The following is a 12335-nucleotide window of genomic DNA, read 5'->3' as shown; positions in this document are numbered from 1 at the left end:
GCTCAGTACCCACAGGCGCCGTCCTCACCGGGCTCAGGAAACGCCGTACCGGGCCAGGACGTCGGGGTCACCCTCGGTCCAGCTGGTGTCGGTCACCACGGTGTGGTCGGAGGGGCCACGGCTGCACATGCACATGTGCCGCCCCGTCGACTTCACCAGCACGGCACGGGCGTCGCCGGACCCCATGACCTCCTGCGCGATGTCCCGTACCAGGTGCTCCTGTATCTGGAAACGGCGCGCGTACGCGGTCACCAGCCGGGGGAATTTGCCCAGCCCCAGGATGCGGCTGCCGGGCACGTATGCGACGTCGATCTTCCCGTAGAAGGGCAGGAAATGGTGGGCGCAGATGGAGAAGTAGTTGATGTCGTGGACGCGGACGACCCCCGGGTGCTCGTCCTCCACGAGGCAGGTCGTCTTGAGGATCGTGGACGGGTCGATGTCGTACCCGCTCAGTAATTCCTTGTAGCCGCGGACGATCCGGTCCTCGCACTCGGGAGCGCGGAACCAGTCGAGAGCGCGTTTGTCGTCCGTGACGTTCTGCTGGAGCCAGTCGGCGATGGTCATGGGGGGGTGCCTTTCTGTTCTGACGTGCGGGTCAGCGAGAGGGGTGATCGGTTCAGGGCGGCTCAGGTGACGGGCTTCACCTCCTGGGAGGGGGCGTGATGTTCCCGGCGGGGAGTGATCAGGGCCCCGCCGCGGGCAGGCCGGAGACGTCGTCCGCGAGGACGTCGGCTCCGGCTGGTCAGTGGGCCGGCGGGTGCTCCGGGGCCGGGTTCTTCGCCAGTCGGGCGAGTTCCGCGCGCAGTGCGGCGGCGAGCTCCCCGACCCGGTCGTGGTCGAAGTACTCGGTGGCGTGATGGAGATGGAAGTGGATCTCCGGGCCGGTGACGACCGGGTAGAACTCCAGCGGCCACATCCACCGCCGTTCGCCCCAGTCCAGCGCCTGCGCGCGTACGCCGGGCAGATTCACCGCAGTCGAGTAGTCGGACTGCGGCGCGAAGATGACCGGGAACGTGCGGGGGTCGTGCGGGTCGAGATCCGGGCGGTAGCGGCGCAGCAGCCAGAGGAAGGACGGCTGGGACTGCCGGAGCGCCGTGCCGATCTCGTCACCGACGGTACGGGCCGCCGCGGCCGGTGCCTCGGGCAGCGCCCCGTAGGGCAGCACGGTCGAGTCGGTGAAACAGCCCAGGGTGCTGTTGAGACGCGGGTCGGGCCGCTTGGCGTTCGACAGCAGCAACTGCCCGTCCGGCCGGCCCGTCCACTCCTGGAGCCCGCGGATCAGAGCGGCGGCGACAGCGGAGGGCAGCGTGGTCCCGGCGGCGGCACATGCCGTCCGCAGCGCCTGGGACTCCTCGCGGTCCAGGCTCCACGAGACGGTGCGCAGCGCGTGGTTCTGCCGGTTGTTCCCGGCTCCGGACCGCCAGGGGAGGCGCATCCCGGTCAGCCGCCGCAGGCGTTCGTCCCAGTAACCTGACCGGTCCGGCCACAGCGGCCGCTGTTCTGCCTCCCAGGCCGCGTAGGCCGAGAACCGCAGCGCCTCGACCGGCTCCTCACCCGCGTAGACCGCGCAGACCTGCCGGAGGTACCGCTCCTTCGTCCAGCCGTCCGAGGCCAGGACGTGGTTGACGAGCACCAGTGCCGTCTCGTCGGGCCCGAGGGGGTAGATGCGTACCCGCATGAGGGGTTCGGTGCCGAAGGCGAAGGGGCGGACGGCGGTCCGTTCGGCGTCGGTCCTGCACCAGCTGTGCGGATCGGCGCCCTCCGGGGGCCGTACGACCTCGACCGCGGGGTGCGGCCCGAACGAGGACTGGCGTACCCGGGTTCCGGAGCCGGAGAAGGCCAGCCACTGGCCGTCGGCGCCGCGCAGTACGGTGTCGGCGGCTTCCGCCAGCCGTGCGGTGTCCACCGGCCCGCTGAGCCGGGCCGCCCACAGGAACTGGAACCGGACCGGTTCCTCGTCGCGTCCGATCCACTCCCAGAACCGCTCCTGTGCGCCGGTGAGCGGCTGGGGGCCGGTGGCCGGGAGGGAGCCGAGCCGTGTCCTGGACGGTCGTGGACCCCCCTGGACCGCGGCGATCCGGGCGGCGATCCGGTACGGCGTCTGGAGGTCGAGAAGGTCACGGAGTCCGAGGGCGGCACCGAACTCGTCCTCGATCCGGTTGAGCGCCTGGACGGCTTCGATGGACTGGCCTCCCGCGTCGGTGAAGGAGGAGTGCGCGCCGAGTCCCGGCGCCAGTGGCATGACCTCTCGCCAGATACCCAGGAGGGTGCGCACCGAAGGGTCCTGGTCCGCCGTGTCGTCCGTGGTCGCTTCGCCGGCGGTCAGGGCGGGCAGGGCGTTCCGTTCCAGCTTGCCGGAGTGGGTCCTGGGCAGTTCTGACACGGCTCTCCAGGCGCCGGGCCTGGGGCCTTGCAGATCCGTGGGCAGCTCGTGGGCGATGTCCTGCACCGGCCGGTCGGTGACCACGTAGGCGGCGATGACAGCCGGACCGGTGGGCGGGGTCGCCACGTTGACCCCGGCGTCCCGCACGCCCGGCACCCGCCGGATCGCGTCCTCGATGAGGCCGAGGTCGACGCGGACACCGCGGAACTTGTACTCGGCGTCGAGCCTGCCCTCGACGACCAGCCTGCCGTCGGGGAGTTGATAACCGAGGTCACGGGTCCGGAAGACACGCACCGGATCCTCCGGCGCGAAGGGGTTCCGGACGAACCGCGCCTCGTTCAGATCCGGCATGTCCCAGTAGCCGTTGGAGGCGTGCGGCGTACGGATCAGCACCTCCCCCACCTCGTACGGGGCACATCTGCGGTCTCCGTCGGCCACGAGGATCCCGCACTCCGGGAGCGGTGGCCCCACGACGGCCTTGCCTTCGGACACGGCCTCCTTGATGAGGGTCAGATCGATGCGCTGTGCGCACTTGGCCAGCGTCGTCTCGGAGGGGCCGTAGAGGTTGTAGAGGGTGGCGCCGGTCCCGAAGCGGTCCGCCCAGGCGTACAGGTCGCCTTCGTACAGTGGCTCGCCTGCCAGGAGGAGGGCACGCAGCGAGGGCAGTCCGGTCCGCGAGTTCCCCGAGCACCACAGCCGGGCGAGCGTGGGAACGGCGTGTACGAGGGTCACTCCCGTACGGGCCAGCCAGTCCAGCGCGGCCGGTGAGCGTACGAGTCCGGCCCGGTCCTCGGGAACGGCGAGGCGGGCGCCCGCGACGAGCGGCACCAGCACCTCGCGCAGAACGGGGTCGAACGTCGGTGCCGTGAGCTGGGCGCAGATGTCATCCGGGCCCGCCCGCAGTTCCTCGATCTCCCAGGCGACGAAGTGGTCCAGGCCGTGCAAGGTGCCCTGGATCCACTTGGAACGGCCGGTGCTGCCGGAGGTGGGCAGCAGATAGGCGGTCCCGTCCGTGAGCCGGGTCGCATCAGCTTCTGCCCGGCCCGCCACGGCCGGCCCTCCGGGTGCTGAACAGTGCACCGTCAGGCGTGGCCAGGGGGCGTGCTGTGCCGGGTCGGGGGTGGTCTGCGGCAGGAAGATCCCGCCCGAGCGCCAGATGCCGAGCATGACGGCGATCCACTGCCAGTCGTCGCAGTCGCGCACCGCGACGACGTCCCCCTGCCGCAGGCCCGAGTCCGAGAGCTGCTCGGCGACGCGGCGGACGAGTGCGGCGAATTCCCCCCGGGACACGGTCTTTTCACCGAACTCGACGACCGGGGTGCTGTCCTCGTACCAGTCGTGGATTCCCGCGACCAGCGCACTGACCGGGCCGCCCATCAGAGTCCTCCCGCCGTGCGGCGTGCCGGCACGTCACAGGGGTCGAAAGGGCGATCCGGCAGAGGGAAGAAGCTGAATAAATCGGAGCCGGGCCATTCATCAATGACTATCGAAGCGGAACGGTTCAAAGTCGGTTCGTCGCGCCATGCACCGAATAATTTCCTCAGGCACATACATTCTCTCAACTCGACCGAGTGCGGACCTGTGTGATCTCGATGAGATCCCTCTCAAGTTCGCACACGGAATGCGGTAAGTCCAACGTGACGAAGACCATGCCAATCCGCCCTTCCATCCCCGACACGACCGCGCTACGCGCGCGTCTTCTCATTCTGGCTGGTCACCATGGACGGCCTCGCACGGCCACGATTCGTCACGCGCAAGGAAAGGAACCACGCCAACAAGCCAGCCGACGCGTTGTTTGAGCCACCGAGACTCATTTCTATCGATGGCTCGAATCAGTCGGCTTAGCACACGTCAACAATTACCAACTGGTCAGTACATGCACGGCCGGTACACATTTCACCGGCCGAACCGGGGTACAGAGGGCGGGGTAGAGACGGAACGGCCCCCGGGGGCGTCGGTGAAGAGCCGATACGGAGACGCATGGACAGCACCGAGCGGAACCGGACACGGGGCCCTCCCCGGGCACCGGATCCTCGCGGGAGATCCCCCCCTGCATCCTGCACATTGGATATTTCACCGTGGTAACGTCCACAGCCGACCGCGGAACTCGCAACGTGAACGTCGCTACATGAACGTCGGCGAAACGGGTTCCGAAATCGCGAAGGCATCCACACAGGCGGCGCGGATTCCGGAGCAATGGCGTTTCAGCGATTCCTGGCCGGGCAATGACGGTTACTTGCTGGTTTTGTTCACCGTCCATCCCTGCTGTCACCGCGATATTCGGACCTGCCCTCACCTCTTTTCGGCCACGGATCCAACTCCGCGCACGCGCGGCCCGTCTCTTCCCGAGCGGTGCCGACGCGGTATCCACCCGTACGGACGGGCCGTCGTCAACTGCGGAGTGGCCGATCCTTTCCAGCCGTCAGGGGTACGGAAGCCGTCCGGCCCATTCGGGCGCCCCCGGCCGGCCGCACCTGCGCACAACCGAAATCAACCAGCCAATCCAGCCAATACGTAAGGAGAGAACATGTCCATGCAAGCGGGAGTCGTTCTGACGGTGGACCTCGCGGTACTGGCCCCCGGCGCCGACGGGTGGGAGGTACTGCTGGTCGAAAGGGGCAGGGAACCCTACCGAGGAGACTGGGCGCTGCCCGGTGGCAAGGTCGAGCGCCACGAGTCGCCCGAGGACGCGGCCTGCCGGGAACTGGCCGAGGAGGCAGGGCTGCCCCTGGAGCGCTTCGACCTGACTCCACTGTCCTGGTACGCGGCTCCGGACCGCGACCCGCGTGGCCGGTATGTGAGCCTCGCCTACGCCTGCCTGCTGCCGGAGCGCCCCGCCGTGAAGGGCGGCAGCGACGCGACGGAGGCCCGCTGGTGGCCCCTTGCTCTCTCCGGACTGCCTGAGCTCGCGTTCGACCACGGTACGATCCTCGGCGCCGTGCGCCGGATCGCGCCGAACGGCTGCACCGGTCCCCTGACGTTGCGCAGGCCCGTACCCGCCGACATCCCCGGGATCGCCGGCCTGCGTGACACCGCGCCCGGCACCGGCACCGGCCCCCGCGATGAGGACCTGGAGAACTTCTCCGCCCGCTGTCTGCACGACGGGAGCGATGCGGTCATTGGCTCACTCGGCGGGTTCCTCCTGGCCGCGGGAGCCGTGCGCCCCGCCGCGGGCGACGCCGGGAGGATCGAACAGATACGGGTCCACCCCCGGTGGCGGGGCCGGGGCTTCGGCGGCAGGGCACTGGAGCACCTGGAGCGACGGGGTTCCGAACTCGGGTACCGCCGACTGGTCCTGGAGACCAGCGCGGACCAGCCTGCCGCTCTCGCCCTCTGCCGGCGCCACGGCTACCGGCAGACCGGCACGAGTGCCGACGCGGGCCGGTCTGCACTGCTCTTCGAGAAGCAGTTGTAGCGGCTCCTCCACATCGGTTCGGGACCTCGGCGGTGCCGGACCTCGGCGTCATCGCTCTCCCCCGGAGGCGGCGGGCACTGCCCGCCGCCTCCGCCGTGTCCCGGCAGCGGCGGACCGGGCGGGCCGGCCGCTTCACGAGCTTTTGGTCAGAGGGTCCAGCGCGGTCTCCTCCCGGGGGAGTTGGCCTTCGGCCGGTACGCGGCGCAGAAGCAGCCAGTATCCGGCGCCCGCCACGGTGCCGACGACAGCACAGGCCGCCCACAGCACCTGGGGCCCGTAGCCGTCGATCACCAGGCCGCCCAGCAACGGGGCCACCAGCGAGGCGGTCGCCCAGGACAGTGTGTAGACACCCTGATAGCGGCCCTTGGCGTGGGCGGGAGAGAGCCTGGTGACCAGGTCCATGTTCACCGGCGCGTGCAGGACCTCGGCCAGCGTCCACACCACAAGGGCCAGCGAGTACCCGACAGCGGAACTCGCGAACGCGTTAAGCCCGAATCCGTAACCGCACAGCAGGGTGGCGAGCACCAGCAGGCGCATCCGGTCCGGGCGGGCCAGCAGCCGGGTGACCGGGATCTGCAGCACCACGATCAGGAGCCCGTTCCCGCTGATGACCCACCCGTACTGGGCGGCTGACAGCCCGTCACGGGTCATGGCGATGGGCAGCGCGGTGGCCGACTGCTGGGTAATGGTGATCACGAGGAAGGTCAGGCCCGCCACGGCCATGAACCGCCCGTCGCGCAGGACGCTGCCGAGCCCGGTGCCTCCCCGTGTCTCCTCGTCCTCCGCGGCCGGTCCGGGTCTGGTCTCCGGCAGCTTCCGGAAGACGATCAGAGCGCAGGCCAGTGTCGCCGCGGCCTCACCGAGGAAGAGCCACAGGTATCCGTGCGCGACGATGAGCCCGGCCGAGGCCGAGGCGACCGCGAAACCGATGTTGATCGCCCAGTAGTTCAGCGAGAACGCCCGGCTGCGGTCCTCCGCCGGCACCATGTCGGCGATCATCGCCTGGATTACGGGTCTGGAGGCACCGGAGGCGGCGCCGAGCAGGCACGACAGCACGGCGATCATCAGTGGCTGGGAGGCCAGTCCCAGGGCGACGGTCAGGGTGGCCGTGGCGAGTTGCGCCAGCAGCAGCGTCGGGCGCCGCCCCACCCGGTCCGCGAGGACTCCGGCGATCACCGATGCGACGGCGCCCCCGGTCCCGTACGACGCGACGACCAGCCCGGCGAAACTGGCCGAGTATCCCTTGACCGCGGTGAGATACAGGGCCAGGAAGGTGGCCACGAACGAGCCGAGGCGGTTGACCAGCGTGCTCGTCCACAGCCACCAGAAGGCTCGTGGCAGACCCGAGAGCGCGCCCTTCACCGCATGACGGAGGGGGCGGGCGGCCTGATGGACAGATACAGGGGCACGAAGCATCCTTCCCGGGATCGGACTGGAACAGGGCGGTGTCGCCGGGGCCGCTGCGTGCGCGTGGGGGAACACCCCTGTTCACTGGGCAGCAGGCCCGGAACCGGAATCAATTCTCCCGCGCGTCACCCCGGCACCACGCCCCTACTATCGGCCAACTCTTCTCCGCCCGGCGCCCCTCCGCTTACGTATCTGTGGCTGCGGGTCTTCCCGCTACGCGTAGACGGTGTACTTGCGGGAGCACCACGTAACACTTTGCGGATGGTCAGCCTGGGGCTGTTGATTGATGTCGTCAGCGAATTCACTTGTGCAGCAACGGAGTTGTGGCCCACGACCATGAGCCACCTCTCTTGACGTCGCAGGGGGGATCTGCTGACTCCCCCTGCTGGAAAAACGCTAGGGACCCCCGCCAACAGAACGCCAACAGCCGCGGCGTGCGCCCGCCGTCCCCCGAGGCGCGGAGACCGGGCAGGCCGCCGGCGTCGCAGGACCGGGCAGACTGGTGACCATGAAGAGGCGCAGCACACGGCAGACGCTGGTGGTTGACGGGGAGAAGTTCGAGGTGGTCAAACGCCCCGGGCAGCGGGGCACGTACGACTTCACGTGGCTCACCGGGCCCAACCCCGGATACGGCTTCACTTCTGCGGTGCAGCCGGCCAGAGCCTTGAGCGCATCGGAATGGGAAAAGTCAGCACGGGACTTCCTGAACCAGGTGGATCCGACTACCGGGTATATCGAATAGAGCGCCCCTCGGCGCAGGGGCGCATCCGAGAGGCAGCGCACACCAGCGGACCAAGGGCTGTCCCGCTCCGCCAGTGCCGTCCCGGCCGGACAGAACACACGGAAGCCGTCGCCGTTCAGCTCGCCGCTGCCGGTCCAGGGCCGCCCAGTCCCGCCTCACCCCCTCCGCAGCACCGTCACCACCGCCGCCCCGCCCAGTCCGATGTTGTGCGCGAGGCCGACCCGGGCCCCGGGTACCTGCCGGGCTCCGGCCTCGCCGCGCAGTTGCCAGACCAGTTCGGCCGCCTGGGCCAGGCCGGTCGCGCCCAGTGGGTGGCCCTTGGAGATCAGACCGCCCGACGGGTTCACCACCCACCGGCCGCCGTAGGTGGTCGCCCCGCTCTCCACGAGCTTGCCCGACTCCCCTTCGGCGCACATGCCCAGCGCCTCGTACGTCAGCAGTTCGTTGACCGAGAAGCAGTCGTGCAGTTCGACGACGTCCACGTCCTCGATACCGAGCCCGGACCGGCCGTACGCCTGCCGGGCCGCCTCGCGTGACATCGGCCGGCCCACCACGTCGATGCAGGACCCGGAGGCGAAGCTCTCCTCGGTGTCCGTCGTCATGGCCTGTCCCGCGATCTCCACCGCCTTGCCGTGCAGACCGTGCTCGATGACGAACCGCTCCGACACGACGACCGCCGCCGCTGAGCCGTCCGATGTCGGTGAGCACTGGAGTTTGGTGAGCGGCCGGTGGATGGTCTTCGCCGCCAGGATCTCGTCCACCGTGTAGACGTCCTGGAACTGGGCGCGCGGGTTCTGTGCCGAGTGCCGGTGGTTCTTGGCGCCGACCGCGGCCAGCTGGGCGGCGGTCGTCCCGTAGCGCTCCATGTGCTCGCGGGCCGCGTTGCCGAAGATCTGCGCGGTGGGCGGTGTCATCTCGAAGCCGTGTCCGGCCGCCATGACCCCGTAGTGCCTGGCCACCGGCGATGTCTTGAAGTCCCCGCTGTCCGCGCCGCCGCCGAGTGCGCCGCGCTGCATCTTCTCGAAGCCGAGGGCGAGCACACAGTCCGCGACACCGCCCTCCACGAACTGCCGTGCCATCATCAGCGCCGTCGATCCGGTGGCGCAGTTGTTGTTGACGTTGTAGACGGGTATCCCGGTGAGCCCCAGTTCGTATGCGGCGCGCTGGCCGGCCGTGGAGGGCTGGAAGCAGTAGCCCACGGGGAGTTGCTGCACCTGTCCGTAGGTGACCCCGGCATCGGCGAGCGCCTGGGTGCCCGCCTCCTTCGCCATGTCCCAGTACTGCCAGTCGCGGCTCTCCGGCTTCTCGAACCTGGTCATCCCGACGCCGACGATGTACGCCTTCATGGTCCTGTCCCGCCTCCCGGGTCCGCTGCCCCGGTCGCACGCCCGGCAGCACCGCCGGGCGCCCGTGTCCGGTCTCGCGTCCCACGCTCGTATCCGACACTCATATCGGCACGCGTACTCCGACACTCACATCCGACACCTCACACCTGACACACCGTCAGATAAATGCATAGTGGCAGCGGGAAGCGGTCAGCGGAAGGCCGCGGGCCCGGATGTCCAGGAACCCAGCCACCGGGACCTGCCTCTTCAGGCGGCAGCCGCTGCCCCTGCGCCCCTGGCGCCGCCACCCCCGCGCGGGGTATGCAGGAAGGGTTATCCGCGTCCCGCTGCCGGAAGAGCCCCCCATGCGTCCCCGAGAGACCGCCAGGACACCCGAGAGCGCGCACGCCGGCCGGGCGCCGGCCCGTCCGCCCGCCGCCCGGCCGTCCGCCTCCGCATCCGCCGAGGGCCCCGGCTCCCCGCAGCGGCTGGCCGCCCTGCAGCGCAGCGCGGGCAACGCGGCAGTCGTCCGGATGCTGCGCGGGACCGGCCGGTCCGGCGGGAGCGGGGAGCAGGCCGGGGCGGGCGGCCCGCGCGAGGCGGCCGGGGCGGACGTACAGCGTGCGGTGTCCTCGGCGCCCACGGTGCAGCGGATGCGGGTGGCCAGCGGCACCGTCGCGTTCACCAACGTGTCGGCCAAGTACCCGGAGTACCACGAGAAGGCCACCCGGATCATCCAGCTCCTCACGTCACACACCGAGATCATGCGGTACGTGGGTGGCCGCCCCTGCGAGATCACCCTGGAGAAGCGCACCACGGAGACCCCGGCCGAGGTGAGCGACAAGGGCGAGCGGGGGGTCTTCGTCACCCTGGCCTCCTACTACTTCGAGAACTACGGCATCGGGCACATCGCCGGAATGCTCTGCCACGAGTTCGGCATCCACCCTCTGGCGGAGAGCAAGCCGGGCCTGCGGGGCGAGGAGGAGGGCTTCCGGGGTCTGCCGATGCCGGTACCCGGGCTGGAGCAGGAGGAGCGGGGAACGCCCGGCGAGATGCCCACGATGAACTCGGACAAGGCCAAGCAGCCGGACCATGTGCTCGGGGCGATCCCCGGCAGCCCGCGCTTCAACATCTACCGCGATGTCACCCTGGAGATGGCGGACCTGCTGCTGAGGGATGTACAGAACCGGCAGCCGGGCGCCCGGGAGCAGGACGTCACGGACCTCATCGACTGCTTCCTGATGGACATCGCCTCCATCGCCGCGACCAATGACGCCCGCACGCGCGGCCTGCCCATCGTCGGCAACTCGGAGGGCGGGCAGGTACGGAGCGACATCGCGAAGGTCTACAACCGGTACAAGCAGCGGCTGTCCGGCGAGGCGCTCGGCCGGCAGCGGCTCCTGCCGCTGTTTCCGCAGGACAAGACACCGCAGACCGTCAAGGACGACTTCAACCGGCTCCTCAAGGCCATCGCGAAGGGGAAGCTCTGGGCCTGGAGCATCGCGGGGTAGCCCCGCCCGCGGGTCTCACGGATCGCGCGGCAGACCGAGCAGGCGCTCCGCGACGACATTGAGCTGCACCTGTGTGGTCCCGCCCGCGATGGTCAGACAGCGCGACATCAGAAAGCCGTGCACGGCCTGCTCCCCCGCCCCTTCGCGGAGCGCACCGGCCGGGCCGAGCAGTTCGAGCGCCAGCTCGGCGACCTTCTGCTGGTGCGGGGTCTGCACCAGCTTCCGTACGGAGGCGCCCGCGCCCGGTTCGACTCCGGAGACCTGCTGGAGCGTGGTGCGCAGCCCGATGCAGGCGAGGGCGTGCGCCTCGGCGGCGAGCGCTCCGATCCGGACCCGCTGGGCGCCGTCGAGCCCTTCGGACCGGGCGATCAGCGCTTCGAGACCGGTGGGGAAGGTCAGCTGGTCGGCCATGTGGACGCGTTCGTTGCCGAGCGTGTTGCGGGCCACCCGCCAGCCGTCGTCGACCGCGCCGAGTACCGCGTCGTCGGGCAGCAGTACGTCGTCGAAGTACACCTCGTTGAAGAGCGAGTCGCCGGTGATCTCCTTCAGCGGCCTGATGTCGATCCCCGAGGTCTGCTTCATGTCCACCAGGAAGTAGGTGAGCCCCTGGTGCCGGGGTGCCTCCTGGTCCGTACGGGCGAGCAGGATTCCGTGGTCGGCCCACTGTGCGGCCGATGTCCAGAGTTTCTGGCCGTTGACCAGCCAGCCGCCTTCGACCCGGTCCGCGCGGGTGCGCAGCGAGGCGAGGTCGGATCCGGCGCCGGGCTCCGAGAAGAGCTGGCACCAGAGCAGATCGCCGCGGAGCGTCGGGGCCAGATACCGGGCGCGCTGCTCGTCCGTCCCGTATGTGAGCAGCGAGGGCACCACCCAGGTGGCGATCCCGAGGTCGCTGATCCGCACCCCGGCGGCGGCCATCTCCTGCTGTACGGCGAGCTGTTGGACCGGCCCCGCGCCCAGACCGTACGGCTCCGCCAGGTGCGGCGCGGCGTATCCGGTGGGGGCGAGGGCGCGGCGGGCCCCTGCGGGATCGAGGCCGCGGGCCGCCCCCAGCGCCTCACGGGCCCGCTCCCGGTACGGCTTCGCATCGGCCGGCAGCTCCAGGCGCAGTTCCCGGCGCGCACCGGATGCGGCGTACCGCACGGCCCGCGCGCGGTGGGTGTCGCCTGGGCCGAGCAGCTGCCGGGCGACGACGGCGCGGCGCAGATGGAGATGGGCGTCGTGTTCCCAGGTGAAGCCGGTGCCGCCGAGGATCTGGATGCAGTCCTTGGCGCAGCTGTACGCGGCGTCCAGCGCGGTGGCAGCGGCGAGCGCGGCGACCAGCCCGCGCACGCCCGCCGAGGTGGCAGCGGCCACGGACCCGCCCGCGCACGCCGCCCCGCCGCCGGGGACGCCCGCCGTTCCTCCGTCGGGGACGTCCGCCGTTCCTTCGTCCGGGACGTGGGGGGGGGGGCCCCCGGGGGGGGGGGGCGCCCCCCCCCCGGCCCCCCCCCCCCCCCCCCCCCCCCGCCCCCCCCGCCCCCCCCCCCCCCCCCCCCCCCCCCCCCCCCCCCCC

At 70.5% G+C, this 12335-nt stretch carries 7 protein-coding genes and 1 pseudogene; 3 read left to right on the top strand and 5 right to left on the bottom strand.

All coding sequences use genetic code 11. The annotated features are described in order from the left end of the window. Window positions 1-33: 33 nt before the first annotated feature. Together folE and ACFXBC_RS33560 are read right to left on the bottom strand one after the other, a co-directional pair. Window positions 34-564: a GTP cyclohydrolase I gene (gene folE / locus ACFXBC_RS33565; RefSeq protein WP_385033373.1), complete on the bottom strand. Its 531-nt coding sequence runs from the start codon at window positions 562-564 to the stop codon at window positions 34-36. A 178-nt stretch (window positions 565-742) separates the two neighbouring features. Further along, a complete protein-coding gene (locus tag ACFXBC_RS33560; protein ID WP_385033370.1) occupies window positions 743-3760 on the bottom strand; it encodes an AMP-binding protein in 3018 nt (1005 codons plus the stop codon). A gap of 1150 nt (window positions 3761-4910) precedes the next feature. Between ACFXBC_RS33560 and ACFXBC_RS33555 the strand changes: the two genes are divergently transcribed. Next, window positions 4911-5798, top strand: coding sequence for a GNAT family N-acetyltransferase (locus tag ACFXBC_RS33555; RefSeq protein WP_385033367.1), 888 nt, complete (start codon window positions 4911-4913; stop codon window positions 5796-5798). Between the two features lie 132 nt (window positions 5799-5930). Here ACFXBC_RS33555 and ACFXBC_RS33550 read toward each other — a convergent pair whose 3' ends face one another. After that, the gene (locus ACFXBC_RS33550) at window positions 5931-7160 is read right to left on the bottom strand and encodes an MDR family MFS transporter (protein WP_385033364.1); all 1230 of its coding nucleotides are present in this window, start codon (window positions 7158-7160) and stop codon (window positions 5931-5933) included. Window positions 7161-7713: 553 nt separating this feature from the next. Here ACFXBC_RS33550 and ACFXBC_RS33545 point away from each other — a divergent pair. Then, complete coding sequence (locus tag ACFXBC_RS33545) at window positions 7714-7947, top strand: hypothetical protein (RefSeq protein WP_385033361.1); 234 nt, start codon at window positions 7714-7716, stop codon at window positions 7945-7947. Window positions 7948-8102: 155 nt separating this feature from the next. Here ACFXBC_RS33545 and ACFXBC_RS33540 read toward each other — a convergent pair whose 3' ends face one another. Then, window positions 8103-9293: a lipid-transfer protein gene (locus ACFXBC_RS33540; protein ID WP_385033358.1), complete on the bottom strand. Its 1191-nt coding sequence runs from the start codon at window positions 9291-9293 to the stop codon at window positions 8103-8105. A 344-nt stretch (window positions 9294-9637) separates the two neighbouring features. Between ACFXBC_RS33540 and ACFXBC_RS33535 the strand changes: the two genes are divergently transcribed. Then, on the top strand, window positions 9638-10783 hold the full coding sequence (locus ACFXBC_RS33535) for a hypothetical protein (protein ID WP_385033355.1): 1146 nt from the start codon (window positions 9638-9640) through the stop codon (window positions 10781-10783). A 15-nt stretch (window positions 10784-10798) separates the two neighbouring features. On the opposite strand, the pseudogene ACFXBC_RS33530 reads toward ACFXBC_RS33535, so the two are convergent. Beyond that, a pseudogene (locus ACFXBC_RS33530) lies at window positions 10799-12118 on the bottom strand (acyl-CoA dehydrogenase family protein); the annotation flags it as partial. Window positions 12119-12335: the final 217 nt, after the last annotated feature.

The organism is Streptomyces sp. NPDC059398, assembly GCF_042751845.1.
Lineage (GTDB): Bacteria > Actinomycetota > Actinomycetes > Streptomycetales > Streptomycetaceae > Streptomyces.
Note: the sequence above shows the minus strand (reverse complement) of the source record. Positions and strands in the feature narration are given on the sequence as shown.

Excerpts from the sequence above, each read along its gene's own strand:
- folE (WP_385033373.1), bottom strand. The coding sequence starts at position 564 with ATGACCATCGCCGACTGGCTCCAGCAGAACGTCACGGACGACAAACGC.
- ACFXBC_RS33560 (WP_385033370.1), bottom strand. The coding sequence starts at position 3,760 with ATGGGCGGCCCGGTCAGTGCGCTGGTCGCGGGAATCCACGACTGGTAC.
- ACFXBC_RS33555 (WP_385033367.1), top strand. The coding sequence starts at position 4,911 with ATGTCCATGCAAGCGGGAGTCGTTCTGACGGTGGACCTCGCGGTACTG.
- ACFXBC_RS33545 (WP_385033361.1), top strand. The coding sequence starts at position 7,714 with ATGAAGAGGCGCAGCACACGGCAGACGCTGGTGGTTGACGGGGAGAAG.
- ACFXBC_RS33540 (WP_385033358.1), bottom strand. The coding sequence starts at position 9,293 with ATGAAGGCGTACATCGTCGGCGTCGGGATGACCAGGTTCGAGAAGCCG.
- ACFXBC_RS33535 (WP_385033355.1), top strand. The coding sequence starts at position 9,638 with ATGCGTCCCCGAGAGACCGCCAGGACACCCGAGAGCGCGCACGCCGGC.